The organism is Lentzea sp. NPDC036949 (assembly GCF_055608075.1).
On sequence record NZ_JBVJRA010000005.1, the window covers coordinates 165,584 to 192,022 of the forward strand.

At 71.1% G+C, this 26,439-nt stretch carries 30 protein-coding genes and 2 pseudogenes; 10 read left to right on the forward strand and 22 right to left on the reverse strand.

All coding sequences use genetic code 11. The annotated features are described in order from the left end of the window. The 7 genes from pyrF to pyrR are packed head-to-tail and all read right to left on the reverse strand — an operon-like array spanning position 1 to position 8,504. Positions 1 to 813, reverse strand: a complete 813-nt coding sequence (gene pyrF / locus ACZ7CD_RS16260; protein WP_360387085.1) for an orotidine-5'-phosphate decarboxylase — start codon at positions 811 to 813, stop codon at positions 1 to 3. Then, positions 810 to 4,112, reverse strand: a complete 3,303-nt coding sequence (gene carB, locus ACZ7CD_RS16265; protein ID WP_470379162.1) for a carbamoyl-phosphate synthase large subunit — start codon at positions 4,110 to 4,112, stop codon at positions 810 to 812. The genes pyrF and carB overlap by 4 nt, the downstream gene beginning before the upstream one ends. A 1-nt stretch (position 4,113) precedes the next feature. Then, positions 4,114 to 5,226: a glutamine-hydrolyzing carbamoyl-phosphate synthase small subunit gene (carA, locus tag ACZ7CD_RS16270; RefSeq protein ID WP_360387079.1), complete on the reverse strand. Its 1,113-nt coding sequence runs from the start codon at positions 5,224 to 5,226 to the stop codon at positions 4,114 to 4,116. After that, entirely contained in the window at positions 5,223 to 5,729 is a 507-nt protein-coding gene (locus ACZ7CD_RS16275; protein WP_470373318.1) for a PH-like domain-containing protein, read from the reverse strand. Before ACZ7CD_RS16275 ends, carA begins: the two co-directional genes overlap by 4 nt. Then, entirely contained in the window at positions 5,726 to 7,006 is a 1,281-nt protein-coding gene (locus ACZ7CD_RS16280) for a dihydroorotase (protein WP_458433341.1), read from the reverse strand. The genes ACZ7CD_RS16275 and ACZ7CD_RS16280 overlap by 4 nt, the downstream gene beginning before the upstream one ends. Continuing rightward, positions 7,003 to 7,935 (reverse strand): aspartate carbamoyltransferase catalytic subunit, encoded by a 933-nt coding sequence (locus ACZ7CD_RS16285; protein WP_470379163.1) that lies wholly within the window; start codon positions 7,933 to 7,935, stop codon positions 7,003 to 7,005. Before ACZ7CD_RS16285 ends, ACZ7CD_RS16280 begins: the two co-directional genes overlap by 4 nt. Next, complete coding sequence (gene pyrR, locus ACZ7CD_RS16290; protein WP_360387067.1) at positions 7,932 to 8,504, reverse strand: bifunctional pyr operon transcriptional regulator/uracil phosphoribosyltransferase PyrR; 573 nt, start codon at positions 8,502 to 8,504, stop codon at positions 7,932 to 7,934. Before pyrR ends, ACZ7CD_RS16285 begins: the two co-directional genes overlap by 4 nt. A gap of 257 nt (positions 8,505 to 8,761) precedes the next feature. Between pyrR and bldD the strand changes: the two genes are divergently transcribed. After that, complete coding sequence (bldD, locus tag ACZ7CD_RS16295; protein ID WP_030471611.1) at positions 8,762 to 9,250, forward strand: transcriptional regulator BldD; 489 nt, start codon at positions 8,762 to 8,764, stop codon at positions 9,248 to 9,250. A gap of 135 nt (positions 9,251 to 9,385) precedes the next feature. Here bldD and ACZ7CD_RS16300 read toward each other — a convergent pair whose 3' ends face one another. Next, a complete protein-coding gene (locus tag ACZ7CD_RS16300; RefSeq protein WP_470379164.1) occupies positions 9,386 to 10,201 on the reverse strand; it encodes a sigma-70 family RNA polymerase sigma factor in 816 nt (271 codons plus the stop codon). Between the two features lie 85 nt (positions 10,202 to 10,286). Here ACZ7CD_RS16300 and ACZ7CD_RS16305 point away from each other — a divergent pair, with 85 nt between their 5' ends. Next, positions 10,287 to 10,970, forward strand: a complete 684-nt coding sequence (locus ACZ7CD_RS16305) for an HD domain-containing protein (RefSeq protein WP_470379165.1) — start codon at positions 10,287 to 10,289, stop codon at positions 10,968 to 10,970. On the opposite strand, the gene ACZ7CD_RS16310 is transcribed toward ACZ7CD_RS16305, so the two are convergent. The 4 genes from ACZ7CD_RS16310 to ACZ7CD_RS16325 form a co-directional block, all read right to left on the reverse strand. Continuing rightward, entirely contained in the window at positions 10,949 to 11,557 is a 609-nt protein-coding gene (locus ACZ7CD_RS16310; protein WP_470379166.1) for a dihydrofolate reductase family protein, read from the reverse strand. The two genes, ACZ7CD_RS16305 and ACZ7CD_RS16310, sit on opposite strands and share 22 nt — an antisense overlap. A gap of 244 nt (positions 11,558 to 11,801) precedes the next feature. Then, the gene (nusB, locus tag ACZ7CD_RS16315; RefSeq protein ID WP_360387054.1) at positions 11,802 to 12,221 is read right to left on the reverse strand and encodes a transcription antitermination factor NusB; all 420 of its coding nucleotides are present in this window, start codon (positions 12,219 to 12,221) and stop codon (positions 11,802 to 11,804) included. Further along, a complete protein-coding gene (gene efp / locus ACZ7CD_RS16320; protein ID WP_360387052.1) occupies positions 12,221 to 12,790 on the reverse strand; it encodes an elongation factor P in 570 nt (189 codons plus the stop codon). The genes nusB and efp overlap by 1 nt, the downstream gene beginning before the upstream one ends. Before the next feature lie 30 nt (positions 12,791 to 12,820). Next, the gene (locus ACZ7CD_RS16325) at positions 12,821 to 13,897 is read right to left on the reverse strand and encodes a M24 family metallopeptidase (RefSeq protein WP_360387049.1); all 1,077 of its coding nucleotides are present in this window, start codon (positions 13,895 to 13,897) and stop codon (positions 12,821 to 12,823) included. Between the two features lie 35 nt (positions 13,898 to 13,932). Here ACZ7CD_RS16325 and ACZ7CD_RS16330 point away from each other — a divergent pair, with 35 nt between their 5' ends. After that, positions 13,933 to 14,337 (forward strand): B-4DMT family transporter, encoded by a 405-nt coding sequence (locus ACZ7CD_RS16330; RefSeq protein ID WP_458433346.1) that lies wholly within the window; start codon positions 13,933 to 13,935, stop codon positions 14,335 to 14,337. On the opposite strand, the gene ACZ7CD_RS16335 is transcribed toward ACZ7CD_RS16330, so the two are convergent. Beyond that, positions 14,323 to 14,700: a VOC family protein gene (locus tag ACZ7CD_RS16335; protein WP_470368603.1), complete on the reverse strand. Its 378-nt coding sequence runs from the start codon at positions 14,698 to 14,700 to the stop codon at positions 14,323 to 14,325. The two genes, ACZ7CD_RS16330 and ACZ7CD_RS16335, sit on opposite strands and share 15 nt — an antisense overlap. Before the next feature lie 29 nt (positions 14,701 to 14,729). Between ACZ7CD_RS16335 and ACZ7CD_RS16340 the strand changes: the two genes are divergently transcribed. Continuing rightward, positions 14,730 to 15,662 carry a hypothetical protein gene (locus tag ACZ7CD_RS16340; RefSeq protein ID WP_470379167.1) on the forward strand — a complete coding sequence of 311 codons (933 nt, stop codon included), beginning with the start codon at positions 14,730 to 14,732 and terminating at the stop codon, positions 15,660 to 15,662. 4 nt (positions 15,663 to 15,666) lie between these two features. Here the strand turns inward: ACZ7CD_RS16340 and aroQ are convergent, their stop codons facing one another. The 7 genes and pseudogenes from aroQ to ACZ7CD_RS16375 all read right to left on the reverse strand — a co-directional run bounded on the left by aroQ (position 15,667) and on the right by ACZ7CD_RS16375 (position 20,207). Continuing rightward, on the reverse strand, positions 15,667 to 16,098 hold the full coding sequence (gene aroQ, locus ACZ7CD_RS16345) for a type II 3-dehydroquinate dehydratase (RefSeq protein ID WP_458433349.1): 432 nt from the start codon (positions 16,096 to 16,098) through the stop codon (positions 15,667 to 15,669). Continuing rightward, positions 16,095 to 17,159, reverse strand: a complete 1,065-nt coding sequence (gene aroB / locus ACZ7CD_RS16350) for a 3-dehydroquinate synthase (RefSeq protein ID WP_470379286.1) — start codon at positions 17,157 to 17,159, stop codon at positions 16,095 to 16,097. Before aroB ends, aroQ begins: the two co-directional genes overlap by 4 nt. Before the next feature lie 25 nt (positions 17,160 to 17,184). Beyond that, positions 17,185 to 17,710: pseudogene (locus tag ACZ7CD_RS16355) on the reverse strand (shikimate kinase); the annotation flags it as partial. Beyond that, a complete protein-coding gene (gene aroC, locus ACZ7CD_RS16360; RefSeq protein WP_470379168.1) occupies positions 17,707 to 18,906 on the reverse strand; it encodes a chorismate synthase in 1,200 nt (399 codons plus the stop codon). The pseudogene ACZ7CD_RS16355 and the gene aroC, both read right to left, overlap by 4 nt. A 13-nt stretch (positions 18,907 to 18,919) precedes the next feature. Continuing rightward, entirely contained in the window at positions 18,920 to 19,372 is a 453-nt protein-coding gene (locus ACZ7CD_RS16365) for a prepilin peptidase (protein WP_458433351.1), read from the reverse strand. A gap of 146 nt (positions 19,373 to 19,518) precedes the next feature. Continuing rightward, positions 19,519 to 19,974, reverse strand: a complete 456-nt coding sequence (locus tag ACZ7CD_RS16370) for a PTS sugar transporter subunit IIA (RefSeq protein ID WP_470368607.1) — start codon at positions 19,972 to 19,974, stop codon at positions 19,519 to 19,521. After that, on the reverse strand, positions 19,971 to 20,207 hold the full coding sequence (locus ACZ7CD_RS16375) for a PTS sugar transporter subunit IIB (protein WP_360387022.1): 237 nt from the start codon (positions 20,205 to 20,207) through the stop codon (positions 19,971 to 19,973). The genes ACZ7CD_RS16370 and ACZ7CD_RS16375 overlap by 4 nt, the downstream gene beginning before the upstream one ends. A 111-nt stretch (positions 20,208 to 20,318) precedes the next feature. Here ACZ7CD_RS16375 and ACZ7CD_RS16380 point away from each other — a divergent pair, with 111 nt between their 5' ends. The 3 genes from ACZ7CD_RS16380 to ACZ7CD_RS16390 are packed head-to-tail and all read left to right on the forward strand — an operon-like array spanning position 20,319 to position 22,735. Next, a complete protein-coding gene (locus ACZ7CD_RS16380; RefSeq protein WP_360387019.1) occupies positions 20,319 to 21,074 on the forward strand; it encodes a GntR family transcriptional regulator in 756 nt (251 codons plus the stop codon). Continuing rightward, positions 21,071 to 22,435: a PTS transporter subunit EIIC gene (locus tag ACZ7CD_RS16385; protein ID WP_458433352.1), complete on the forward strand. Its 1,365-nt coding sequence runs from the start codon at positions 21,071 to 21,073 to the stop codon at positions 22,433 to 22,435. The genes ACZ7CD_RS16380 and ACZ7CD_RS16385 overlap by 4 nt, the downstream gene beginning before the upstream one ends. A 33-nt stretch (positions 22,436 to 22,468) precedes the next feature. After that, positions 22,469 to 22,735, forward strand: a complete 267-nt coding sequence (locus ACZ7CD_RS16390; RefSeq protein WP_360388343.1) for an HPr family phosphocarrier protein — start codon at positions 22,469 to 22,471, stop codon at positions 22,733 to 22,735. 219 nt (positions 22,736 to 22,954) lie between these two features. Here the strand turns inward: ACZ7CD_RS16390 and ACZ7CD_RS16395 are convergent. Beyond that, a pseudogene (locus ACZ7CD_RS16395) lies at positions 22,955 to 23,446 on the reverse strand (phosphatase PAP2 family protein); the annotation flags it as partial. Between the two features lie 103 nt (positions 23,447 to 23,549). Between ACZ7CD_RS16395 and ACZ7CD_RS16400 the strand changes: the two are divergent. Genes ACZ7CD_RS16400 through ACZ7CD_RS16410 form a run of 3 tightly spaced genes read left to right on the forward strand, consistent with a single transcriptional unit; the run spans position 23,550 to position 25,961 of the window. Beyond that, on the forward strand, positions 23,550 to 24,224 hold the full coding sequence (locus ACZ7CD_RS16400; protein ID WP_458433353.1) for a response regulator transcription factor: 675 nt from the start codon (positions 23,550 to 23,552) through the stop codon (positions 24,222 to 24,224). Positions 24,225 to 24,234: 10 nt separating this feature from the next. Then, complete coding sequence (locus ACZ7CD_RS16405; protein ID WP_470379169.1) at positions 24,235 to 25,578, forward strand: sensor histidine kinase; 1,344 nt, start codon at positions 24,235 to 24,237, stop codon at positions 25,576 to 25,578. Continuing rightward, positions 25,575 to 25,961, forward strand: coding sequence for a hypothetical protein (locus ACZ7CD_RS16410; protein ID WP_360387007.1), 387 nt, complete (start codon positions 25,575 to 25,577; stop codon positions 25,959 to 25,961). The genes ACZ7CD_RS16405 and ACZ7CD_RS16410 overlap by 4 nt, the downstream gene beginning before the upstream one ends. A gap of 3 nt (positions 25,962 to 25,964) precedes the next feature. Here ACZ7CD_RS16410 and ACZ7CD_RS16415 read toward each other — a convergent pair whose 3' ends face one another. Continuing rightward, positions 25,965 to 26,432 (reverse strand): DUF6985 domain-containing protein, encoded by a 468-nt coding sequence (locus ACZ7CD_RS16415; protein WP_470379170.1) that lies wholly within the window; start codon positions 26,430 to 26,432, stop codon positions 25,965 to 25,967. Positions 26,433 to 26,439 lie beyond the last annotated feature (7 nt).

Sequence of the window (26,439 nt, forward strand, 5' to 3'; positions counted from 1 at the left end):
TCAGAGGCTGTCCTGGACCCTCCGCACGGCGCTGACCAGCGACGATACGTCGGGTCCATGCTTGAGAACATCTCGTGAAGAAGTCGGCAGAACGCCGCGCATGTCGGACCCGAAGAGCCGTTTTAGATCAGCGACCGAGCCGCCCTGAGCACCGAAACCGGGTGCCAGAACCGGGCCGTTGAACCCGGAGAGGTCCACGTCCGTTTCACCGATCGTGGCACCCACGACGAGACCCACATCGCCGCACGGAGAAATGCCGGAATTCCGAGCCGTGGCGAAATCGATGATCGTCTGCGCCACCGTTCGCCCGTCCGGAGCAACCGCGCGCTGGACCTGTGCACCCTCCGGGTTCGAGGTGAGCGCCAGCACGAACACGCCCCGGTCGTTCGCCCGTGCCGTGTCGAGCGCCGGCTGCAGCGAGCCGAAGCCGAGGAACGGCGACACCGTCACCGCGTCCCCGGCCAGCGGCGAGCCCTCGGCCAGGTACGCCTCGGCGTACGCGGCCATGGTGGAGCCGATGTCGCCGCGCTTGGCGTCGACGAGCACCAGCGTGCCCGAGTCGCGCAGCTCGGCGATCACGCGCTCCAGCACGGCCACCCCGCGCGACCCGCAGGCCTCGAAGAACGCCGCCTGGGGCTTGACCACCGCCACCCGCCCGCCGAAGGCCTCGACGGCCGTCAGGGCGAACCGTTCGAGGCCCTCCGCCGATCGCGAGAGGCCCCACGCGTCGAGCAGCGCCGGGTGCGGGTCGATGCCCACGCACAGCGGCCCGTGCGCCTCGACGGCCTTCGTGAGCCGTTCGCCGAAGGTCATTTCCCACCCCGCAGCGACGCCTGGAGCGCCTGCAGGGGCTGGACCCCGATGTCACCGCGGATGAGCGCCTCGATGCCGTGCACGGCCGCGGCGGCGCCCTGGATCGTGGTGACGCACGGGATGTCCTTGGCCACGGCGGCGGTGCGGATCTCGTAGCCGTCGACGCGGGGACCGCTGTTGCCGTACGGCGTGTTGAAGATCATGTCGATCTCGCCGTTGAGGATCATGTCGACGACGTTGCCCTCGCCCTCGAAGTGCTTGCGCACCTCGGTGCACGGGATCCCGTTGCGCTTCAGCACCTCCGCGGTGCCGGCCGTGGCGAGGATCTGGAAGCCCAGGTCCGCCAGGCGCTTCACCGGGAAGATCATCGCGCGCTTGTCGCGGTTGGCGAACGACACGAAGACCTTGCCCGCGGTGGGCAGCGAGCCGTAGGAGGCCGTCTGCGACTTCGCGAACGCCTTGCCGAACGACGAGTCGATGCCCATGACCTCGCCGGTGGACTTCATCTCCGGGCCCAGCAACGAGTCCACGCCGTGGCCCTCGGGGGTGCGGAAGCGGTGGAACTGCATGACCGCCTCCTTCACCGCGACCGGTGCGTGCTCGGGCAGCCGGGCGCCGTCACCGGTGGCCGGCAGGATGCCCTCCTCGCGCAGCTCCGCGATCGTGGCGCCGAGCATGACCCGTGACGCGGCCTTGGCCATCGACACGGCGGTCGCCTTGGACACGAACGGCACCGTGCGCGACGCGCGCGGGTTCGCCTCCAGCACGTACAGCACGTCGTCCTTGAGCGCGTACTGGACGTTCAGCAGGCCGCGCACGCCGATGCCGCGGGCGATGGCCTCGGTGGAGCGGCGGACGTTCTCGATGTCGGAGGCGCCCAAGGTGATCGGCGGCAGCGCGCAGGAGGAGTCACCGGAGTGCACGCCGGCCTCCTCGATGTGCTCCATCACACCGCCGATGAACACCTCGTCGCCGTCGCACAGCGCGTCGACGTCGATCTCGATGGCGTCGTCGAGGAACCGGTCGACCAGCACCGGGTGCTCGGGCGTCACCTCGGTCGCGCGGGCGATGTAGCCCGACAGCGACTCCTCGTCGTAGACGATCTCCATGCCGCGGCCGCCGAGCACGTAGGAGGGCCGCACGAGGACCGGGTAGCCGATCTCGTCCGCGATCTCCTTGGCCTCGGCGAACGACGTGGCGGTGCCGAACTTCGGCGCGGGCAGGCCGGCCTCGGTCAGCACCTTGCCGAACTGGCCGCGGTCCTCCGCGAGGTGGATCGCCTCCGGCGTGGTGCCCACGACCGGCACACCGGCGGCGGCCAGGCGCTTCGCGAGGCCCAGCGGCGTCTGGCCGCCCAGCTGCACGATCACGCCGGCGACCTCGCCGGAGCGCTGCTCGGAGTGCACGACCTCCAGCACGTCCTCGAACGTCAGCGGCTCGAAGTAGAGGCGGTCGGAGGTGTCGTAGTCGGTCGACACCGTCTCCGGGTTGCAGTTGACCATCACGGTCTCGTACCCGGCCGCCCGCAGCGCCATCGCCGCGTGCACGCAGGAGTAGTCGAACTCGATGCCCTGGCCGATGCGGTTCGGGCCGGAGCCCAGGATCAGCACCTTGGGCTTCTCGCGCTGCTCGGCGACCTCGGACTCGGCGTCCGGGTCCAGCTCGTAGGCGCTGTAGTGGTACGGCGTCTCCGACTTGAACTCGGCCGCGCACGTGTCGACCGTCTTGTAGACCGGGCGCACGCCCAGACGGTGCCGCAGCGCGCGCACGCCGTCCTCACCGGCCAGCTCCGGCCGCAGCACGGAGATCTGCCGGTCCGACAGACCGGCGCGCTTCGCCTTGCGCAGCAACGACTCGTCGAGCACCGGTGCGTCGAGCAGCTCCTGGCGCAGCGTGCCGAGCCACGCGATCTGCTCGACGAACCAGGGGTCGATGCCCGACGCCCTGTGCACGTCCTCAATGGACGCACCGAGCCGCAGCGCGCGTTCGACGGTGTAGAGCCGGCCGTCGTGACCGCGCTCCAGCTGCTTGAGCGTGGAGTCGAGCGTGACGCCCTCGGGGTCGGGCTGGGTCCAGAAACCGACGGACTTGGTCTCCAGCGACCGCAGCGCCTTGCCCAGCGCCTCCACGAAGTTCCGGCCGATCGACATGGCCTCGCCGACGGACTTCATCGTCGTGGTCAGCGTCGGGTCGGCGCCGGGGAACTTCTCGAAGGCGAACCGCGGCGCCTTGACGACGACGTAGTCGAGCGTGGGCTCGAACGACGCCGGGGTCTCGCCGGTGATGTCGTTGGTGATCTCGTCGAGGGTGTAGCCGATGGCGAGCTTCGCGGCGATCTTGGCGATCGGGAAGCCGGTGGCCTTCGACGCCAGCGCCGAGGACCGCGACACGCGCGGGTTCATCTCGATGACGACCATGCGGCCGTTCTCGGGGTGGATGGCGAACTGGATGTTGCAGCCGCCGGTGTCGACGCCGACCTCGCGGATGACCTGGATGCCGACGTCGCGCATGTGCTGGTACTCGCGGTCGGTCAGCGTCATCGCGGGCGCGACCGTCACCGAGTCACCGGTGTGCACGCCCATCGGGTCGATGTTCTCGATCGAGCAGATGACCACGACGTTGTCGTTGCGGTCGCGCATGAGCTCGAGCTCGTACTCCTTCCACCCGAGCACGCTCTCCTCGATCAGCACCTCGGTGACCGGGGACTCCTCCAGGCCGATGGCCGCGAGGCGCTCCAGCTCCTCCGCGGTGTAGGCCATGCCGGAGCCCAGGCCGCCCATGGTGAACGACGGCCGGATGACGACCGGCAGGCCCAGCTCGGCGACGGTCTTGCGGACCTCGTCCATCGTGGTGCAGACGGCCGAGCGCGGGACCTCGGCGCCGATCTTGCGCACCAGGTCCTTGAAGATCTGCCGGTCCTCGCCGCGCTGGATGGCGTCGACGTTCGCGCCGATCAGCTCGACGTTGTACTTCTCCAGCACGCCGCGCTCGTGCAGCGCGATCGCCGTGTTCAGCGCGGTCTGGCCGCCCAGCGTCGCGAGGATCGCGTCCGGGCGTTCCTGCGCGATGACCTTCTCCACGAACTCGGCCGTGATCGGCTCGATGTAGGTGGCGTCGGCGAACTCGGGGTCGGTCATGATCGTCGCCGGGTTGGAGTTCACCAGGCTGACCCTGATGCCCTCCTCCCGCAGCACCCGGCACGCCTGGGTGCCGGAGTAGTCGAACTCGCAGGCCTGGCCGATGACGATCGGGCCGGAGCCGATGACCAGGATGTGCTTGAGATCAGTCCTCTTGGGCATGTCAGCGGCCGCCGTTCATCATGGTCACGAACTCGTCGAACAGGGGCGCGGCGTCGTGCGGACCGGCCGCGGCCTCGGGGTGGTACTGCACGGAGAACGCCGGTGCGTCGAGCAGCCGGACGCCCTCGACGGTGCCGTCGTTCGGGCAGTAGTGCGACAGCACGGCGCGGCCGAACTCCGAGGAGAACTCCTCGCCCGGCGTGCCCTCCAGCGCGAACCCGTGGTTCTGCGAGGTGATGGCGACCTTGCCGGTGGCCACGTCGATCACCGGGATGTTGATGCCGCGGTGGCCGTAGCGCATCTTGTAGGTCCCACGGCCGACGGCGCGGCCGAGGATCTGGTTGCCGAAGCAGATGCCGAACAGCGGCAGCTCGCGGCCCAGCGCCTCCTTGGTCAGGGCGATGGCGTGGTCCTGCGTCGCCGGGTCGCCGGGGCCGTTGGAGAGGAAGAGACCGTCCGGGCTGACCTTGAGGATGTCCTCGAACGTGCTGGTCAGCGGCAGGACGTGCACCTCGATGCCGCGTGCGGCCATCATCCGCGGGGTGTTGGACTTGATGCCCAGGTCGAGCGCGGCGACGGTGAACTTCTTCTCGCCGATCGCCTCGACCACGTACGGCTTGTCGGTGGTGACGTCGACCGCGAGGTTCGCGCCGACCATCTGCGCGCTCGCCTTGACCTGCTCGACCATCGACGTGTCGTCGGTCAGCGCCGAGCCGGAGAACACACCGGCGCGCATCGCGCCCTGCTCGCGGATGTGGCGGGTCAGGGTGCGGGTGTCGAGGCCCGCGATGCCGACGACGCCCTGGTTCGCGAGCTCCTCGTCGAGACCGCGCCGGGAGCGCCAGTTCGACGGGGTGCGTGCGGGGTCGCGGACCACGTAGCCGGCCACCCAGATCTTCGTGGACTCGTCGTCCTCGTCGTTCCAGCCGGTGTTGCCGATCTGCGGCGCGGTCTGCACCACGATCTGGCGGTGGTAGGAGGGGTCGGTCAGGGTTTCCTGGTATCCGGTCATGGCCGTGGAGAACACGACCTCGCCGAGCGAGACGCCGGTCGCTCCGTACGCCTCACCGCGGAAGACGCGACCGTCTTCCAGCACCAATGCCGCGTTCGTCACGCCTTGCCCTCCGTGTTGATGGGGTCGTGGCCCAGAGCCGCGACCCACTCGTCGTAAACGTCCTTGTCGTCACCGCGGAACCCGGTGTCGAAGAGGTGGCCTTCGTTCTCCCACCGCAGCACCAGCAGGCCCTGCTCGCTGAACATGACCTTCCCGGCCAGTCCGCGGTCGGTGCGCGCGTCCCGGACGGACGCGGCGGGGATGAACAGCGGTGTGGCGCCGGTGCGTTCGATTGCGACGCCTTCCGGCACCAGGCTCAGCACGGCCTCCGCGCGGTGGCCGATGTCGCCGACCTGGATGCGGTCCTGCCAGTTGCCGGCGTTCGTCGTTCCGACGTAGACGCCCGTGGTCGTGAGCCTCGGCGTGCCGAGGGCCTGCGGCAGGGCGGGGAACGCGGGCAGGCCGGCCTGCTGGCGCTGGCGGCGCTTCCAGCCGTGCCACATGCCGTACACGCACAGCGCGAAGAACACGAGGACCGCCACGGAGAGGAGCACGCGGGTCATGGCGCAATCCTCCCCGCGAGTGCGGTCACGCGGCCACGCAAGATGGTGGCCGTCACCGCGCCGGGCAGCTCCATGCCCTCGAACGGGGTGTTGCCCGCGATGCTCGCGAGCTCCGCCCCGGTCACGGTCCACGTCGCGTCCGGGTCGACCAGCACCAGGTTCGCGGGCTCGCCGACCTCGATCGGACGGCCCTGGTCGGTCAGCCCGGCGATCTCGGCGGGCTTCTCGCTCATCACCCGCGCGACCCCGCGCCAGTCCAGCAGGCCGGTCTTCACCATCGTCTCGACGACGATGCCGAGCGCGGTCTGCAGGCCGAGCATGCCGGGGCGGGCGGCGGACCACTCGCAGTCCTTGTCCTGCACGGCGTGCGGGGCGTGGTCGGTGGCGACGCAGTCGATCGTGCCGTCGGCCAGCGCCTGGCGCAGCGCGTCCACGTCGGTCTGGGTGCGCAGCGGCGGGTTGACCTTGTTGACCGGGTCGTAGGTGCTCAGCCGGTCGTCGGTGAGGATCAGGTGGTGCGGGGTGACCTCGGCGCTGACCCTGGTGCCGCGGGCCTTGGCCCACTTCAGCACGTCGGCGGTGCCGGTGGTGCTGACGTGGCAGACGTGCAGCCTCGCGCCGACCTGCTGCGCGAGGATGCAGTCGCGCGCCACGATCGACTCCTCGGCGGCGGCGGGCCAGCCCTGCAGGCCGAGCCTGCTCGCGTTCTCGCCCTCGTGCGCCTGCGCGCCGACGGTGAGCTTCGGCTCCTCGGCGTGCTGGGCGATGACGGCACCCAGCGCCTTCGAGTACTCCAGCGCCCTGCGCATGATCAGCGGGTCGTGCACGCAGTGGCCGTCGTCGGAGAAGACGCGGACGTTCGCCTTGGACTTGGCCATCGTGCCGAGCTCGGCGAGCTTCTCGCCCCTGAGGCCGACGGTGACGGCGCCGACCGGGTGGACGTCGACCAGGCCGACCTCCTGGCCGCGGCGGGCGACGTGCTCGACGATGACGGCGTTGTCGGCGACCGGGTCGGTGTTGGCCATGGCGAAGACCGCCGTGTAGCCACCGAGAGCGGCGGCCCTGGAGCCCGTCTCGATGGTCTCGGTGTCCTCGCGGCCGGGTTCGCGCAGGTGGGTGTGCAGGTCGACGAAGCCGGGCAGCAGGACGGCGCCGTTGCCTTCGACGACCTCCGCGTTCTCGTCCGTGCCCTCGGCGATGACACCGTCACGGATCAAGACGTCACGCGGTTCCCCCTCGCCGTAGGGACGCACTCCCTTGAGCAGCAGGGGTTTCACGCGGTTTCCTCCTCGTGGGCAAGCAGGTGGTACAGCACGGCCATGCGCACGTGGACACCGTTGCGGACCTGCTCGGTGATGGCGGCCCGCGGGCTGTCGGCGACGACGGAGGCGATCTCCATGCCGCGCAGCATCGGGCCGGGGTGCAGCACGACGGCGTGCTCGGGCAGCAGCTTCAGGCGCCGCTCGTTGAGGCCGTAGGCGATCGAGTACTCGCGGGAGCTCGGGAAGAACCCGCCGGTCATGCGTTCGGCCTGCACGCGCAGCAGCATCACGGCGTCCTGCGAGGGCAGCTCGGCGTCGATCTCGTGCGACACCGCGACCGGCCACTTCTCCACGCCCGTGGGCAGCAGCGTGGGCGGGGCGACCAGCGTGACCTCGGCGCCGAGCGTGGTCAGCAGGTGCACGTTCGAGCGGGCGACCCGGCTGTGCAGCACGTCGCCGACGATCGCGACCCGGCGGCCGTCGAGGCTGCCGAGGCGGTCGCGCAACGTCGCCGCGTCGAGCAGCGCCTGCGTCGGGTGCTCGTGCATGCCGTCACCGGCGTTCACCACGGACGTGCCGGTGTGCTTGAGCCAGCCCGCGAGCCGGTGCGCCGCGCCGGAGGCCGGGTGCCGCACGATCACGCAGTCGGCGCCCGCGGCCTGCAACGTCAGGGCGGTGTCGCGCAACGACTCGCCCTTGTTGACGCTGGAGCCGGAGCTGCTGACGTTGATCACGTCGGCGGACATCCACTTGCCGGCGATCTCGAAGCTCACGCGGGTGCGGGTGCTGTTCTCGTAGAACATCGTGATCACGGTGCGGCCGCGCAGCGTCGGCAGCTTGCGGACCTCGCGGCCGAGCAGCGCCTGCTTCAGCCGGTCCGCGGTGTCGAGGATCGCGATCGCCTGGTCGCGGTCGAGGCCGTCGGTGGAGAGCAGGTGCTTCACTTCAGCACCACTCCGTCGCGGCCGTCGAACTCCTCGAGCATCACGACGACGTCCTCGGTCTTCGACGTGGGCAGGTTCTTGCCGACGTAGTCCGCCCGGATCGGCAGCTCGCGGTGGCCGCGGTCGACCAGCACGGCGAGCTGCACCGCACGGGGACGGCCGTGGTCGCGCAGGGCGTCGAGCGCGGCGCGGATGGTGCGGCCGGAGAACAGGACGTCGTCCACGAGCACGACGAGCTTGTCGTCGATGCCGCCGTCGGGCAGCTTCGTCGTCTCCAGCGGCCGCGTGGGGCCGCGGCGCAGGTCGTCGCGGTAGAGCGTGATGTCGAGGGTGCCCTCGCCGACCGACTTGCCGCAGAACTCGGTGATCTTGGCGGCCAGCCGACGGGCGAGAGGGGCTCCCCTGGAGGGAATACCCATCAAGACGACATCGGGTGCGCTGGGTGCATCGAGAGCGGTCTTCTCGATGATCTGATGGGCCATTCGGGCGACAGTGCGCGCGACATCACCGGCCGAAAGGATCTCGCGATCCCCGGCCGGATCCGTCGCGCCACGTTGACGTGACGCCACGGCTGGACCTCCTTCCCCGCCTCACTGGACGGGTCCTTAAAGGACGTCGGACACCTAGTGACAACTAGGCTGACCTGCACCGTATCACCTGTGGACGGTCAACCATCCGAGTGGTGTCGCACGCGTGGCGAGCGTCTCGTCCTGAGATCAGCTTGACCTGCCGACCACGGCGAGTAATCATTACTCTGCGTATCGATCTAAGCCTCCCCGCAGCACCGCCGTACTGCTGACGGGGCGAATGAACGGAGAACCGCCACATGGGCGACTACGCCAAGGCGCTGGGGGCCAAGCTCCGCGCTATCCGCCAGCAGCAGGGTCTGTCCCTGCACGGCGTCGAGCAGAAGTCCGGCGGTCGCTGGAAGGCCGTGGTCGTCGGCTCCTACGAGCGCGGTGACCGCGCGGTGACCGTGCAGAAGCTGGCCGAGCTGGCCGACTTCTACGGGGTCCCCGTCGCCGAGCTCCTGCCGGAGGGCCGCGTGCCCTCAGGTGCCGAGCCGGCCACCAAGATCGTGATCAACCTCGAACGGCTGCAGCAGCTGCCGGTCGAGAAGGTCGGCCCGCTGGCCCGCTACGCCGCGACGATCCAGTCGCAGCGCGGCGACTACAACGGCAAGGTCCTCTCGATCCGCACCGAGGACCTCCGCTCGCTGGCGATCATCTACGACATGACCCCCGGCGAGCTCACCGAGCAGCTCATCGACTGGGGCGTGCTGCCTCCCGAGGCCCGTCCGGCCAAGGAAGACTGAGCACCCCCGGGTCTTCACGCACAGTGGCTCCCGTGCCGTCCTGCTGGTCGCCCTCAGGACGGCGCGGGAGCCACTGCTGTTACTCCATCACTCGTTCGGGTGACAACGGCACCCGGTTCCGTCTCCGGTGCGTGATCACTCCGGGGGCACCAGCGCGGCGAGCTGCGCGCGGTCCTGGATGACGTGGATCGCGACGATCCGGTCGTTCTGGACCGTGAAGGCCATGAGCGAGAACAGCTCGCCGTCCACCCACGTCGCGAAGCCGGCCTCGCCGCCGATGAGCACCTCGCGGATTCGCGCGGTGGCCGCGAGCCTGCGGAACGCGCTCGCCCGTCCCGCCACGGCACGCGCGCCGACCACGTCGAGACGGCCGGCCCGCAGCGTGACCTCGGGGTGCAGCACCGCGATCAGGCCTTCGAGGTCCCCCTCCGACGACGCCCGCAGGAACGCGTTCACGACCTCGCGCTGCCCAGGCACGTCGACGTCGGGCCGCGGCTTGCCCTGCACGCGCTTGCGCGCCCTGCTCGCCAGCTGCCGCGTGGCGGCGGGCGTCTTGCCGATCAACGGCGCGATGTCGTCGAACGGCACCGCGAACATGTCGTGCAGCACGAACGCGAGCCGTTCGTCGGGCTTGAGGGTGTCCAGCACGATCAGCATCGCGAGCCCGACCTGGTCCTTCGCGACCGCCCGCTGCTCCGGCCCCTCGGCGGCGTCGACCACCGGGTCCGGCATCTCGTGCGCGTGCTCGCGGCGGTCCCGCAGCATGTTCAGGCACACGCGGGCGACGACCGTGGTGAGCCAGCCCCGCGGGTTCTCGACCTCGGCGGTGTCGGCCCGCTGCACGCGCAGCCACGCCTCCTGCACCGCGTCGTCGGCCTCGGCGAACGACCCCAGCACCCGGTGGGCGACGGCCCGCAGCCGGGCGCGCTCCTGCTCGAACTGCGCGATCACGACTTCCCCCTGTGGCCGGTCCCCCGAGCGTAGTCCGGAAGATCCTCCCGGCGGGGCCCGTCCCGGCCGATGACATGCTGGTCCGGTGACCGCCGCTGACGCAGACCTCCTCACCGACCGCACGCCGCTGCCGGAAGGCCTCGACGCCCGGCTGCGCGACCACCTCACGTTCCTCGTCGAGGTGGACCGGCTGAAGACGGTGCTGCGCGCCTCCCCGCTCGCCGCGGCGGACCGGCGCGAGAACGACGCCGAGCACTCCTGGCACCTCGCGCTCATGGTGTTGGTGCTCGCCGAGTACGCCGACGAGCCGATCGACGTCGGGCACACGATCAAGCTCGTGGTGGTGCACGACCTCGTCGAGGTCTACGCGGGCGACACCCCGCTCTACGACACGGCGGCGGGCACCACCCAGGTCGAACGCGAGGAGGCCGCCGCCGACCGCCTGTTCGGCCTGCTGCCGGCGGACACGGGCACGGCGCTGCGGGCGTTGTGGGACGAGTTCGAGGCGCGGGCGACCCCGGAGGCCCGGTTCGCGAAGGCCATGGACCGACTCCAACCCCTGTTGCTGAACTGGATGGCGCGGGGCGGCACCTGGCGCACCCCCGGCGTCACGGCGGACGACGTCCGGGCGCGCAAGGCGGTCATCGGTGAGGCGTCGACGGCGCTGTGGGACGCGGGGAAGCACATGATCGACGAGGGCGAGCGGCGCGGGTGGGCGCGCGGCCGGCGGTCTCCGGACCACAACCTTCAGGGCCGCACCACGCGGTAGGTCAGGTGCGTGAACGTGGCGGCGGGGCGTGACTCGACCTGCTCCAGCACGAGGCCGGGTACGCCGTCGAACAGCCGGGTGCCGGCGCCGAGGGTGACCGGCACGATCCGCAGGCGCAGCTCGTCGACCAGGCCGGCGGCGAGGTACTGGTTGACGGTCGTCGCACCGCCGTGGATGGAGACGTTGCGGTCACCGGCGGCGTCGCGGGCGCGGGCGAGGGCCGCCTCGATGCCGTCGGTGACGAAGTGGACGGTCGTGCCGCCCTGCATCGGCTGCGGGTCGCGCGGGTGGTGGGTGAGGACGAACACCGGTGCGTGGTAGGGCGGCTCCTCGCCCCACCAGCCGTTCCACGGCCGGTCCCACTCGCCGCGGACCGGGCCGAACATGTTGCGGCCCATGATGAACGCCCCGGTCTGCGCGAGCCGGTCGAGCTGCAGGCGCTGCTCGGCGGGGTCGTCGTACCAGGCGTGCAACGTGCTGCCCCAGCCGTCACCGCCGTCGTCGCCGAACGGGCGTTCCTCGGTCTGGTCGTGGCCCGCCGCGAAGCCGTCGAGGGAGATCGAGAGGTCGCAGGTCACCTTGGTCATGGGGGAAGATCATGGTGCCGTTGACCCGTGACGTCCAACGCCAGAACCAGCGCGAACTCATCGAGAGCGTTGACGGGTGCGTTCGTCGCCGCGGGTGCCGGTGTCGCGTTGCGACCGGGCCTCGCGCTCCCGTGCGCTGAACGGCCGCCCGCTCCCGGACCGGGGCGAGCGGCCGTGCTCCGAACATGTGGCGTGCCGTGGGACGGTTGCCGGATGAGTCACGGCACCGTCGCGCGGCACACCGCTAGAGAACCGCGCGCAACTGGTCGGCGATGACCGCGATCCGGCCGAGCACGCCGTTCACGAACCGCGGCGAGTCGTCGGTGGACAGGCCCTTGGCGAGCTCGACGGCCTCGTCGATCGCGACCGCGTCCGGCACGTCGGCCGCCCACAGCAGCTCGTACAGGCCGATCCGCAGCACCGCGCGGTCGACGGCGGGCATGCGCTGCAGCGTCCAGCCCTCGGCGTGTTCCGAGATCAGGTCGTCGATGCGCGTCCGGTGGGCGGTGACGCCCTCGACGAGCGTGACCGTGTAGTCGTTGACCGGGGGGACGTCCGGTGAGCCGACGCGTTCGGCCAGCAGCGTCACCGGGTCGGTGCCCAGCAGGTCGGCTTCGTAGAGGAAGTCGACCGCGCGCTTGCGGGCCTTGCTCCGAGCACCCATCAGGACTTGTCGCTGATGCGGCCGAGGTAGCGGCCGTCGCGGGTGTCGACCTTGATCTTCTCGCCGGTCGTGACGAACAGCGGGACCTGGATCTCGGCGCCGGTCTCCAGGCGAGCGGGCTTGGTGCCGCCGGTGGAGCGATCGCCCTGCAAGCCGGGGTCGGTGTGCTCGATGACGAGCTCGACCGAGGTCGGGAGCTCGATGAACAGCGGCACGCCCTCGTGGACGGCCACGACCGCCTCCTGGTTCTCCAGCAGGAAGTCGGCGGCGTCGCCCACCGTCTCAGCCGGGACCGGGATCTGGTCGTAGGTGTCACCGTCCATGAAGATGAAGTCGGTGCCCTCCTTGTACAGGTAGGTCATGCCGCGCTTGTCCACGGTGGCCGTGTCGACCTTCGTGCCCGCGTTGAAGGTCTTGTCGACGACCTTCCCGGTCAGCACGTGCTTGAGGGTCGTGCGCACGAAGGCGCCACCCTTGCCGGGCTTGACGTGCTGGAACGCGGTGACGGTCCAGAGCTGGCCGTCGAGGTTCAGCACCAGGCCGTTCTTCAGGTCGTTCGTGGTGGCCACGGTGGGATTTCTCCTGTGTTGGGCTGGGCGTCAGACGACCACGAGTTCCTTCGTGGTCAGGGTGAGGAGCTCCGGTCCGCTTTCGCGCACCACGAGGGTGTCCTCGATGCGGACCCCGCCCTTCCCCGGCAAGTAGACGCCAGGCTCGACGGTGACCGCCATACCGGCCGAAAGTGTACCGGCACCCACCTTCGACAACGCCGGTGCCTCGTGGATCTCCAGCCCGACGCCGTGCCCGAGGCCGTGCAGGAAGTCCTCCCCGTGCCCGGCCTCCTCGATGACCTCCCGCGACGCGTGGTCGACCTCGCTGACCTCCGCACCCGGCTTGAGCGCGGTGCGCCCGGCCGCCTGCGAGCGCGCGACCAGGTCGTACAGGTCGCGCTGCCAGTCGGCGGGCTTGCCGAGCACCAGGGTGCGGGTCATGTCCGAGTGGTAGCCGTCGACGAGCGCGCCGAAGTCGAGCTTGATGAAGTCGCCCACGTGCAGCGTCGCGTCCGTCGGCGAGTGGTGCGGCACCGCCGAGTTCGCGCCGAACGCCACGATCGACGAGAACGACGGTCCCTCCGCACCGTGGTCGAGCATGCGGCTCTCCAGCTCACGCGCGACGTCGCGCTCGGTCCGCCCGGCCCGCAGCCCGCCGTGCCCGATCAACGCCGCCAGCGCCCGGTCCGCCGCCGCGCACGCCATCCGCAGCGCCTCGACCTCGGCGTCGTCCTTGACCAGCCGCAGCTTCTCGACCAGCCCGCCCGCCTTGACGAGCTCCGCCTTCTCCGCCGCCTGCGCGAGCCCGTCCAGCCCGTCGACCGTGACGTGGTGGCTCTCGAACCCGAGCCTGCCCTTCGCCCGCTTCGCGAGCGCGAGGTCGCACGGCCGTTCGGTCGACCGCTCCAGGTCCGGCACCTGCTTCGCCGACTGCGTGAGATAACGCCCATCGGTGCAGAAGACGGTCTTGTCGTCGCCGCTCGCGTCGACCAGGAGGGCGGCGTTCGACCCGGTGAACCCCGTCAGGTAGCGGACGTTGAGCAGGTTCGTCACGAGGAGCGCGTCCAGCTCCGCGTCCTGGAGCTGTCGGCGCAGTGCGGTTCGGCGAGCGGCGTAGGACGACATGCCTCGCAGCGTACGGCCAGTCCTAAGCTGTCCGCATGCGTCCTTGGATCGCCCGTGCGTTGTGGATGGGTCTGCTGCACGGAGCCGTGCAGACCGGCGTCGCCGCCGTCGCGGTCCGCAGCCCCGAGGCGACGGCGGTGGGCCCGATCGCCCTCGGCCTCCTGATCGTCGCGGCGGTCCTGTGGGGCGCGGTCGACGCGCTGCGCGAGCTCCCGTCGCCCGGCATGCAGTGGTTCATCGCGGCACTGGTCGCCGGGCCGTTCGCCGGTGCCCTGGGCGTGATCGGGTCGGCGGTGCTGGTCGACCAGACCGGGCAGGAGGCGCTGTGGGTGGCGCTGACGGGTGGCGCCGCCTTCACGGCGCTGCTGATCCTGGCGCCGGCCGGGCTCGGGATGCTGCTGGGCGGGGTGCTGGCGCGGCGGTCCTCAGTCAGCGACTAGCTCGACCTCGAAGCCGTCCGTGTTTTCGAGGAACGCCGCGTAGTGGCCGGGGCCGCCGGCGTGGGGGTGCCGGTCCTCGAACAGGAGGTGCCAGCCGTGGTGCCGGGCTTCCTCGGTGAGGCGGTCGACGTTCGCCCTGTCACCCGCGTGCAGGGCCAGGTGGTTGAGGCCGGCTTTCATCCGATCGTGTGGCCCGGTGAGGGCCGGGGACTGCTCGGTGACCACGTAGGTGCGGCCGAGTTTCCAGCTCACGCCCGCTGACCAGCGTTGGTGCTCGGTCCAGCCGAGCTGCTGGAGGAGCCACCCGATCGTGGACTCGGCGCGGGCCAGATCAGGGACCCAGAGCTCGACGTGGTGCAGCATCGGTGGTCCTTCCGGGATCATGTGGACACATGCGCAACGACGTCACGGGCGATGTCCGCGACAACGGCGTGGTCTTGCAGGTTCGCGATGTCGGCGGGGACATCTTCATCGGTGTGCGCCGGCCGCGCCGGAGGCGGGTCGCGTGGGCGCAGGTGCTGCTGGTGATCTTGCTGGTCGCCGGGGAGCAGTACGCGTGGCAGGCCGCCGCCGATACGACGTTCCTCGCGGGAGAGGACATCCGGCCGCTCTGGGCTGCTGACGACCTGGTCTTCTCGCTGGTCGCGGACAAGCTCGCGACGTGCGCGGAAGAGGTGGTGGCCCGGCCGGCGAACTGCCCGCAACGCTCTGCCGCACCGATCACCGGCACCGTGGTGTGGACGCTGGTCGGCGACCCCCGCGACGGGATGCGGACCGTCTGGCACGACGGCGTGCTGAAGGTCTTCGGTGCCGCCGTGATGACGCTGTGGTTCCACGACGACCTGGACGTGGTGACCGTCGACTTCGTCACCGAGGTGCGCTGGCGTGGACGCGAGACCACGGCCGAGGACGTGGGACCGGTCGAGCCGGGCGTGTCCCCGGTCCCGCCCAGGCACGGGTTCGAGCTGGAACGCGGGCAGGTCGTCGCCGCCGTCGGGCGCAAGTTCGACCTGTGCACGGCCCCGCGGACCCTGCCGATGGAGGTGACCTGCCCCCGCGCAGCCGGCCCGACCCGCACACCGCCGCGCCACGACATCAGGTGGGTGCGCAACTCCGACCCCGTGGACAACGTGGACGTCCGCTACGACCACAGGTTCGGCCTCGTGATCGCGACGGGCGACTACTCCCTCTCCGCGCTGCCCCGCGACCTCGCCGGGCAGGCCGATCCCCAGCTCCCGCAGCTGCACAGCGGGAACTACGTGGCCTACCTGATGCGTGGACCTGACGGCGCGGCGGTGGTGCTCGACCTGGAGCACCAGCCGTGAGCGGTCACTCCTGCTTGAGCGACAGCCAGCGCAGGGCCAGCAGGTAGCCCTCCACGCCGAGGCCCGCGATCACGCCGTTCGCCACCGCCGAGACCACGCTGTGGTGGCGGAACTCCTCGCGCTGGTGGATGTTCGAGATGTGCACCTCGACCAGGGGTGCGGTGAGCTGGGAGCAGGCGTCGCGGAGCGCGATGGAGTAGTGGGTCCAGGCGGCGCCGTTGAGGACGACCGGGGTGGCGGCGTCGGCGGCCTCGTGGAGCCACTCGACCATCTGGCCCTCGTGGTTGGTCTGGCGGACCTCGACGTCGAGGCCGAGGGTCTTGCCCTCGGTCTCGCACATCTCCACCAGGTCGGCGTGGGTGGTGCTGCCGTAGATCAGCGGCTCGCGGGTGCCCAGGCGGTTGAGGTTCGGGCCGTTGAGGACGAGGACCTTCACAGCAGCACCGTTCCGCCGGACTTGGGCTTCGGTTCCGCGGCGACCGCGGAGTAGGCGGCGGCGATCAGGGCCGGGTCCGGGCCTTCGAGGCGGCCGGGTTTCGCGAGGCCGTCGAGGACGACGAAGCGCAGGACGCCGGCCTTGTTCTTCTTGTCGACCTTCATGCCCTCCATGAGCTGCGGGAGGGCGTCGGGGTCGTAGGAGGTCGGGAGGCCGAGGGACTGCAGCACGGCGCGGTGGCGGTCGGCGGTCGCGTCGTCGAGGCGGCCGGCCAGGCGGGCCAGTTCGGCGGCGAAGACGAGGCCCACGCTGATGGCGGCGCCGTGGCGCCAGCGGTAGCGCTCGCGGCGTTCGATGGCGTGGCCGAGGGTGTGGCCGTAGTTCAGGATCTCGCGCAGGGAGGACTCGTGCAGGTCCGCGGAGACGACGTCGGCCTTGATCTGGATCTTGCGGCGGATCAGCTCGGCCAGCACGTCGCCGGTGGGGTCCAGGGCGGCCTGCGGGTCGGCCTCGATCAGGTCGAGGATGACCGGGTCGGCGATGAAGCCGCCCTTCACGATCTCGGCCATGCCCGCGATGAGCTCGTTGCGCGGCAACGTCTCCAGGGTGGCCAGGTCGACGAAGACGACCTCGGGCTCGTAGAACGTGCCCACCAGGTTCTTGCCGGCGTCGGTGTTGATGCCGGTCTTGCCGCCGACGGCGGCGTCGACCATGCCCAGCAGGGTGGTCGGGATGTTCACCAGACGCACGCCGCGCATCCACGTGGAGGCGACGAAGCCCGCGAGGTCGGTGACGGCGCCGCCGCCGAGGCCGACCACGACGTCGTTGCGGGACAGGCCGATCTTGCCCAGCACGTCCCAGCAGAAGCCGGCGACGGCGAGGTCCTTGCCGTCCTCGGCGTCAGGTACCTCGACGCGGTGCGCGTCGATGCCGGTCGCCTTCAGCTCGTCGACCAGCACTTCGGCCGTGGCGGCGAGGGTCGGCTGGTGCACGATCGCGACCTTGGCGGTGCCCTCCAGGTGCACGACGATCTCGCCCAGCAGACCGCGGCCGATCACCACGAGGTACGGCTTCTCGGCGTTGACCTCGACGGTCAGCGGCTCGGTCATTCCCCAACTCCCTTGATCACCGCGTCGGCCACCTGCTCCGGGTCGAGGGCGTCGGTGGCCACCTCGATCGTCGCGACCTCGCGGTACAGCGGCAGGCGCGCGTCGAGCAGCGCCTTGAACGTCGCGCGCGGGTTCACGCCGGACAGCAGCGGCCGCGCGGACGACAGCCCGGTGCGGCGCACCCCCTCGGCCATGCCCACGTTCAGGAACACGACGGTGTGCTCGCGCAGCCGCTCGCGGGTCGTGGGGGACAGCACCGCTCCCCCGCCCAGCGCCAGCACGCCCTCGTGCTCGGCCAGCGCCTTGGCGACCGCTTCCTCTTCGAGTGCGCGGAAGACGGGCTCGCCGTCGTCGGTGAAGATGTCCGAGATCGGCTTGCCGGCCGAGGCCACGATGTCGGCGTCGACGTCGCGGAACGGCAGGCCCAGCCGGGCGGCGAGCAGCTCGCTGATCGTGGTCTTGCCGGCTCCTGGCGGCCCGACCACGACGAACCTCGGGCTCACATGCCCTCCCAGCGGGCTTCCAGCGCCTTGAGGTAGGCGTGCGCGTTGCGGCGCGTCTCGTCGAGCGAGTCGCCGCCGAACTTCTCCAGCGCGGCCTCGGCCAGCACGAGCGCCATCACGGACTCCAGCACGACACCGGCCCGCGGCACCGCGCACACGTCCGAGCGCTGGTGGATCGCGACGGCGGGCTCACCGGTCCGCACGTCCACGGTGGACAGTGCACGCGGGACGGTCGAGATCGGCTTCATGGCCACGCGCGCCCGCAGGACCTCGCCGTTGGTGATGCCGCCTTCGAGGCCACCGGCCCGGTTCGACCGCCGCGTGACGCCGACCGGTCCGCTGCCGCGGTCGATCTCGTCGTGCGCCTGCGAGCCCCAGCGGCGGGCGGAGGTGAAGCCGTCGCCGATCTCCACGCCCTTCATGGCCTGCACGCCCATCAGCGCGGCGGCGAGCCGCGCGTCGAGGCGGCGGTCCCAGTGCACGTGCGAGCCCAGACCGGGTGGCAACCCGTACGCGAGCACCTCGATGACGCCGCCGACGGTGTCACCGGCCTCCTTGACGGCCTCGACCTCGGCCACCATCGCCTCGGTCCCGCGCGGGTCGAAGCACCGCGTCGGCGACTCGTCGATCGCCGCCAGGTCGTCCGGCGTCGGCAGCGCCGCGTCCGCGGGCGTCTCGGCCGTGCCGATCGACACCACGTGGCTGAGGACCTGCACGCCCAGCAGCTGCTGCAGGAACTGCCGCGCCACCGTGCCGAGCGCCGTGCGCGCCGCGGTCTCCCGCGCGCTCGCCCGCTCCAGCACCGGCCGGGCCTCGTCGAAGCCGAACTTCTGCATGCCGGGCAGGTCCGCGTGCCCCGGTCGCGGCCGGGTCAGGGCCTCGTTGCGGCCGGTGGGCTTGAGCAGGCTCTGGTCGACGGGGTCAGGGGACATGACCGTCTGCCACTTGGGCCACTCGGTGTTGCCGATGGTGACGGCGATCGGCCCGCCCTGGGTCCTGCCGTGGCGCACGCCGCCGAGGATCTCGACCTCGTCCTGTTCGAACCCCATCCGCGGCGAGCGACCGAACCCGAGCCTGCGCCGGCCCAGCTGGGCGACGAGATCGTCGGTGGTCACCTCCACCCCGGCGGGCATGCCCTCCAGCACGGCGACGAGGGCGGGGCCGTGTGACTCTCCAGCGGTGATCCAGCGCAGCACGTTCACAATCCTTTCACAGCGTCGTCAACACCCAGGTGGCAGCCAGCAGTCCGGGCCCGTGCGGCACCCACCGGCTGCGGCGCACCGCCGCGAGCCCGAGCGTGATCGCGCCGGCCAGTATCGCCGCAGGTAAGAGCCCCGCCGGGCCGAGGGCCGCCCCGAGCCCGAACGCGAGCTTGACGTCGCCGCCGCCCATCACCGCCGGGCGCAGCCGCCGCACCGCGAGATGAGCGCCACCGAAGAGCACCGCTCCGAGCACAGCCGCTCCCAACCCGTGGAACTGCAGGGCGAGCAGCGCGACGGCGAGCGGCACCGTCAGCACGTCCGGCAGCCGCTGACACCTCAGGTCGACCGCCGCGAGCACGACGCCGAACGCCGCGAGGACGTACGACGCGGGCGGCGCGTCGCTGAGATCGGCGACCGTCCACAGCACCCCGAGGACGAACGCGAGCAGGACCGTGGTCATGAGTCCACGGTCCTGCTCGTACGACCCGGCACCAAATCACGCCCGTCGTGAACGGTCCATCCACACCCCTGTTCTCGGGTCACGCGGGGGCCCCGCGTTCCCCTGTGGGTCACGCGGGGCCCCCGCGTGACCCACAGCAGGGGAGGTCAGCGGGACCAGTCGAACAGGGTGTCGTTCTCCACCACGTCGACGTCCACCGCCGGGTCGCCCAGCGCTTCCGCCGCCGCGTCCAGCGCGATGACCGGGCAGATCGGCGCGAACCCGGCGGCCTCGACCTCCGCCGGGTTCCACGTCACGATCCGCTGGCCGGCCCGCACCTGCTCGCCCTTGACGACGTGCAGCTCGAAGCCCTCGCCCTTGCGCTTGACGGTGTCGATCCCGAGGTGCACCAGCACCGCGGCACCGTCCGCACCGGCGACCACGAACGCGTGCGGGTGCAGCGTCACGACGGTGCCGTCTAGGGGTGACACCACGTCCGCGACACCGCGGACCGGTTCGACGGCCACGCCGGGGCCGACCATCGCCTGCGAGAAGACCGGGTCGGGGACGGCGGAGAGCGCGACCACGCGACCGGCGACGGGGCTGCCGACGCGGACGCTCACAGGAGGTCCTCGATGTCCGACGCGATGGTGTCCGCCTCGGGGCCGACGATGACCTGGACGACGTCGCCGGACTTGATCACGCCGTGGGCGCCGGTGGCCTTCAGGGCCGCCTCGTCGACGAGGGACCCGTCCTTGACCTCACAGCGGAGCCGGGTGATGCAGGGCTCGATCTCGATGATGTTGTCGGCTCCGCCCAGTGCGGCAAGGATCGCTTCCGGCCTGTTGTCAGCCACGTTCGTACCTCTCGTTCCCGTAACAGCGGTTGACACCAACTCTGTGCGCGGAGCATTCTCCCGCACCAACTGGTCTAGACCGGAAAGTACCACTAGCGAGGAGGTGAGCGGGTGCACGAGATCGTGGACGGGCCCAAGCCCAAGCACGCACAGCTGCGCGAGATCCTGCGTCGCCTCGCCGAGCACGACCTCGCGCCGGGCTCGCCCATCCCGTCCGAGCGCGACCTCGCCGACCGGTTCGGGGTCTCCCGCATCACGGTGCGGGCCGCGGTGGGGCAGTTGGTCGCGGAAGGCCTGCTCACGCGGGCGAAGGGGCGCGGCACGTTCACCGCTCAGCGGCGCTACGACCTGCAGCTGCACCTGACCTCGTTCACCTCGGACATGGTCACGCGCGGGCTGGAGCCGAGCACCGAGGTCATCAGCTGCGGTGAGGGCGTGCCCGGTGGCAAGGCGGCGCTCGGGCTCGACGCCGACGAGACCGCCTACCGGATCGTCCGGCTCCGCAGGGCCGACGGGGCGCCGCTGGCGCTCGAACGCGGCTGGTACAGCCCGCACGTGCTGCCCGAGCTCGACCGGTGCGACCTGTCCGGGTCGCTCTACGAGATCATCGCGGCCCGCTACGGGGTCCAGCTCGACCACGCGCGGCAGACCGTGTGGGCCGAGACCGCCGACGGGGACACCGCGAAGGCGCTCGACGTCCGCAAGGGCAGCCCGCTGCTCGTGTTCCGCAGGGTCGCCAGCTCGCAGGGCCGGCCGACCGAAGACGTGACGTCCTGGTACCGGGGCGATCTCTACCAGGTGACCATGCAACTGGACCGGACCGTCCCGGGTTCCGGACCGAACTCCGCCAAGGGAGGTACCACATGAGCGCCAGCGCCCCAGAGGCGACCGGCGGTCGCGGGATCAAGGGCCTGGCGGGTGTGCAACGGTTCGGTCGCAGCCTCATGCTGCCGATCGCCTCGCTGCCCGCCGCCGCACTTCTCCTGCGTCTCGGCCAGCCCGACCTGCTCGGCAAGGACGGTCTGGGCTGGAACCAGGTCGCCGCCGTGATCGGCAACGCGGGCGACGCCCTGTTCGCCAACCTGCCGCTGCTGTTCGCGGTGGGTGTCGCCATCGGGTTCGCCCGTCGTGGTGACGGTTCGACCGCGCTCGCCGCCGTCGTCGGCTTCGTGGTCACCCAGGCCGTCTTCAAGGCGATGTCGCCGTTGGTGCTGGAGGTCGCGGCAGACCCCGCCAAGCAGCAGCAGATCAACTACTCGGTGCTGACCGGCATCGTGGTCGGTCTGATCTCCGCCGTGCTGTGGCAGAAGTACCACCGCATCAAGCTGCCCCCGTACCTCGCGTTCTTCGGTGGCCGCCGGTTCGTGCCGATCATCGTCGCGGGCGTCATGATCCCGGTCGCGGTCGTCATGGGCCTCATCTACCCGTGGTTCAACAAGGGCCTGCTCGCCATCGGCGAGTTCGTCTCCGGCAGCACGATCGTCGGTGCCGGCATCTACGGCACGGTCAACCGCCTGCTGATCCCGCTGGGCCTGCACCACATCCCGAACACGTTCGTGTGGCAGGTCTTCGGCGAGTACAAGGTCGGCGACGCCACCAAGACCGGTGACATCCAGCGGTTCTTCGCCGGTGACCCGACCGCGGGCACGTTCATGTCCGGCTTCTTCCCGATCTTCATGTTCGCGCTCCCCGCCGCGGCGCTGGCGATCATCCACACCGCACGGCCGTCGCAGAAGAAGATCATCGCCGGCATCATGGGCTCCGCGGCCCTCACCTCGTTCATCACGGGTGTCACCGAGCCGCTCGAGTTCGCGTTCATGTTCGTCGCCTGGCCGCTGTACGTCATCCACGCGGTCCTCACGGGCACCTCGCTCGCGATCACCAACGCGCTGGGTGTGAAGGACGGCTTCGGCTTCTCCGCCGGTGCGATCGACTACCTGCTCAACTTCAACATCGCGACGAGGCCGTTGCTGATCATCCCGATCGGTCTCGTGTACGCGGCGATCTACTACTTCCTGTTCCGGTGGGTCATCACCAAGTGGAACCTGAAGACGCCGGGACGCGATGATGACGAGTCGCCGGAGGCCGACGAGAGCGTCGTCGGCGGCAGCGGCGACACCGCGGTGCGCGAGAACGCGGCGGTGCGCGAGAGTGCGGCGGCGCGGGAGAACGCGGCGGCGCGGGAGAGCACGGCGGTGCGCGAGAAGCGCGCCCAGCGCGAGCAGTAACCAGGACAACCAGCTCTACCGGGAGGAACCATCATGGCCGAGCGACGGGTCACCGTGGCCAGCAAGGTCGGACTGCACGCCCGACCGGCCGCCCTGCTGGCGAAGGCCGCCGCCGACCAGCCGGTGCCGGTCACCATCCGCAAGGACGGCGGCGAAGCCGTGGAAGCGGCGAGTGTGCTGGGACTCATGACCCTCGGCGCCATGCACGGTGACGAGGTGGTGCTCAGCGCCGAGGGGGACGGAGCGGACGCTGCTCTGGACGCCATCGCGGAGCTGATCGCCACCGACCACGACGACTGAGCCGGCCGCGTCGGCCAGGTCGGAGGACCCGGGCCGTGAGCGGTCTGCCGGCAGCACCGGCAGGCCGCTCACGGCCCATCCGAAGTGCAGCACCACGAGCGCGGTGACCACGCCCGAGAGCGTCGAGGGCGTGGCCGCCGTCGCCACCAGCAGCCAGGCCCCGCCCGCGGCGACGGCGGGCGGCACGAGCAGTCCCGCGGTCCACCTGCGCAGCACCAGGAAGCCCAGGGTCGTGACCAGCAGCGCCGCACCGAGCGTGTCGCTGAACCGGTGCCAGCCCAGCGACACCGTCTCCGCGGCCACCGCTCCCGCGCCCAGCGCTCCCGGCACCGCCACGAGCAGCGCGAACCTCTTCGGCACCGCGAGCACGACCGCGACCACCGCCGCCACCGCCGCCGTCGTGTGCCCGCTCGGGAAGCTGTTGTGCACCAGCACCGCCTCGTCGTCCAGCGGCGGCCTGACCAGCACGTGCAGCTTCAGCACCTGCGCCAGCAGCACCGACCCGCCCAGCACGAGCAGCGGCGGGAACGACCTCCTGCGGGCGACGAGCACCACGAGCACGGCGGCCACGACGATCGCGATGTCCACGTCGGACGCCCACGACCGCTGCAGCGACAGTTCGGGCAACGCCGCGTTCTCCGCCTTCTGCCCGGACGACGTCCACACGAGCGCGAAGTACGTGATGAGGAATCCCAGCAAACTTCCGGCCATGCGTCCGATGCTGCGCAGGCCGGGCGATGGGAACGTCCCCGCAATGTCATGGTTGCGCTACAGAAGCGGCGCGGAACCCCCTGACCCGCGGATAATGGCGTCCGTGGCGATGGTCTTGCTGGTCGAGGACGACCCCGCGGTGCGCGAAGGGCTCGGTTTGGCGCTGCGCCGCCAGGGACATGACGTCCGCGCGGCCGTTACGGGCGAGGAGGGCGTGGAACGGCTCCGCGAGACCCGCCCCGACATCGTGGTCCTCGACATCATGCTGCCGGGCATCGACGGCTTCGAGACGTGCCGCCGGATGCGCGGCCAGGCCGAGGTCCCGATCATCGTGCTCACCGCGCGCGGCGACGACTTCGACGTGGTCGCGGGCCTGGAGGCGGGTGCGGACGACTACGTCGTGAAACCGGTCGAGCCGCGGGTGCTGGAGGCGCGGATACGGGCGGTGCTGCGGCGGACGGTCTCCGAGCCGGCCAACGCCGAACGGCACGGCTCGCTGGTGATCGATCGGGCAGGCCTGGAGGTGCGCAAGGACGACGTGAAGGTCGCGCTGACGCCCACCGAGCTGAAGCTGGTGCTGGAGCTGTCCCGCACGCCCGGCCGGGTGCTGACCCGCCAGCAGATCCTCGAAGCCGTCTGGGAGCACGACTACCTCGGTGACTCGCGGCTGGTCGACGCGTGCGTGCAGCGGGTCAGGGCCAAGATCGAGGACGTGCCCTCCGAGCCCGCCTACATCCACACCGTCCGCGGCTTCGGCTACCGCTTCGGCCCTCGTTGACGTCGTGCGCGTGAAGTTCCTCCGCGGCCTCAAACCGCGCTTGATGGCCGCGTTCGCACTGCTGACGCTGCTGGGTGCGGTCGCCGCCGCCGGGTTGTCGTACGCCAACGCCCGCAGCCTGCTGCTGTCGGACGCGCAGGACGGGTTCATGAACCCGCTGGTCGAGGAGGTCCGCGACTACGCGCCCCGCGTGGCCGTGCCGCCGACCCAGCAGGACCTCGACGACATGGCGACGTACCTGCGCAGCTCGTCCGTGGTCGTGTACCAGGGGATGCGGTCGCGGTCCGGGAGCGCGCTGGACTTCGTGCCCGCCGAGCTGCGCGAGACGCTCAAGACCAGCAGGACCGTGCAGTGGCAACGGCGGACGGACCGCGCCGACCCGTACGTGGTGATCGGCATCCCGCTGCTGCAACCGTCCGGCGAACCCACGGGTGTCGAGGTGTGGGCGTACAGCTCGCTGGGCGGCTCGGCACGCGCGATCGACAGCTTCGCCCAGGCGGCGTGGCTCGGCGTGGCCCTGGTGCTGCCGCTGGCGCTCGGCCTGGCCCTGCTGACCGCCCAGGGGGTGCTGCGGCCCGTGCGGCGGCTGGGCGCGGCGGCACGGGCCCTGGGCGCGGGGCGGCTGGACACGCGCGTCGAGGAACGCGGCGCCGACGAGCTGACCGAGCTCGCGCGGACGTTCAACGGGGCAGCCGAACAGCTGGAGGCCTCCCAGGCGGCGTCCCGGCGGTTCGTGGCGGACGTGTCGCACGAGCTGCGCACACCGCTGACCGCGATGAACGCCGTGACGGGCGTGCTCGACGAGGACGCCGACGCGCTGCCGGAGGACACGGCGGTCGCGGCGCGGCTGGTGTCCGCGGAGACCCGCAAGCTGACCAGGCTGGTCAACGACCTGATGGAGATCTCCCGCTTCGACGAGGGCCGCAACGTGCTGGAGCTCGACGAGTGGGACATCGGCACCGCCGTCTCCGACAGCCTGGCCGCACGGGGCTGGACCTCGTCGGTGGAGGCGTCGCTGCCCGCCGGCGTGACGGGACGGGTGGACCGCCGTCGGCTCGACGTCGTCGTGGCCAACCTCGTCGGCAACGCCCTCAGGCACGGCAGCGCCCCCGTGACGGTGTCCGTGCGCCCCGGCGTGATCGAGGTGGCCGACAGCGGCCCCGGCATCCCACCGGACGCACTCCCCCACATCTTCGACCGCTTCTACAAGGCAGACACGGCCCGCTCCCGTTCCGAGGGCAGCGGGCTGGGATTGGCGATCGCATGGGAGAACGCGCGCCTGCACGGCGGCACGATCGAGGCCGCCAACGCGCCGTCCGGTGGCGCGGTCTTCACGTTGCGGCTGCCCTGGTGACGCTGGCCGGGTGCGGGGTGCGGCCGACGCCGGTGCTGCCCGGCCCGGCGGCACCGACGGTGTCCGTGCGCGAGATGACGGTCTACTTCGTGTCCTCCGACGGCACGGACCTGGTGCGGCGCACGCGGTCGCACACCGGGCACGTGGACAACACGACGGCGATCACGACGCTGATCGCGGGGCTGACCGACGAGGAGGCGAAGCTCGGGCTGCGGACGGAGGTGCCGAAGACGGCGCAGCCGGTGCTGACCGTCTCGAACCTCATCCTGCTGCCCACCGACATGCTGCCGTTGACGAGGCTGGCGGCCTACCAGCTGTTCTGCACGGCGTACGCGAACGGGGCGTCGGTGAACGGGCTGCCCAGCGGGTTCGACTGCCCCTAGGACCTAGGTCAGGTGGCCGTCGTACGGACCGGCCTTGGTGACCTCGGTGCCGCCGCGGAACACCAGCTGCAGGCCGTGCTCCGGTTCCCAGGCGCACTCGGCCTCGATCGACACGTACACCGGCCCCTCCTCGTCGTCGCGCAGCACGGTCGGCACGCTCCGGCTGAGGTCGACGTGCGCCCAGACGTCCGCGGGCTCGTCGATCGGCAGCAGGTCCTCCTCGGCCACGGCCTCGGCCCGCTCCCGGTAGTACTCGAACACCGCCGCTGCCGCCGCGTCCCTGGCGCGCTCGTCCAGTGCGAGGAAGGCGCGGACGGCCGCGTGCCACTCGTCCTTGCCGGGGTCGTCCTCGTACCACCCGTCGAGCCGCACCGGCGCCGTCGTTCCCAGCACCCGCACCGCGACCGGTGCGCTGATCAGGCCGTAGCCTTCGGTGTCCGCGGTGACCGGACCGAGACCGGGGATGTCCACCCCGTCG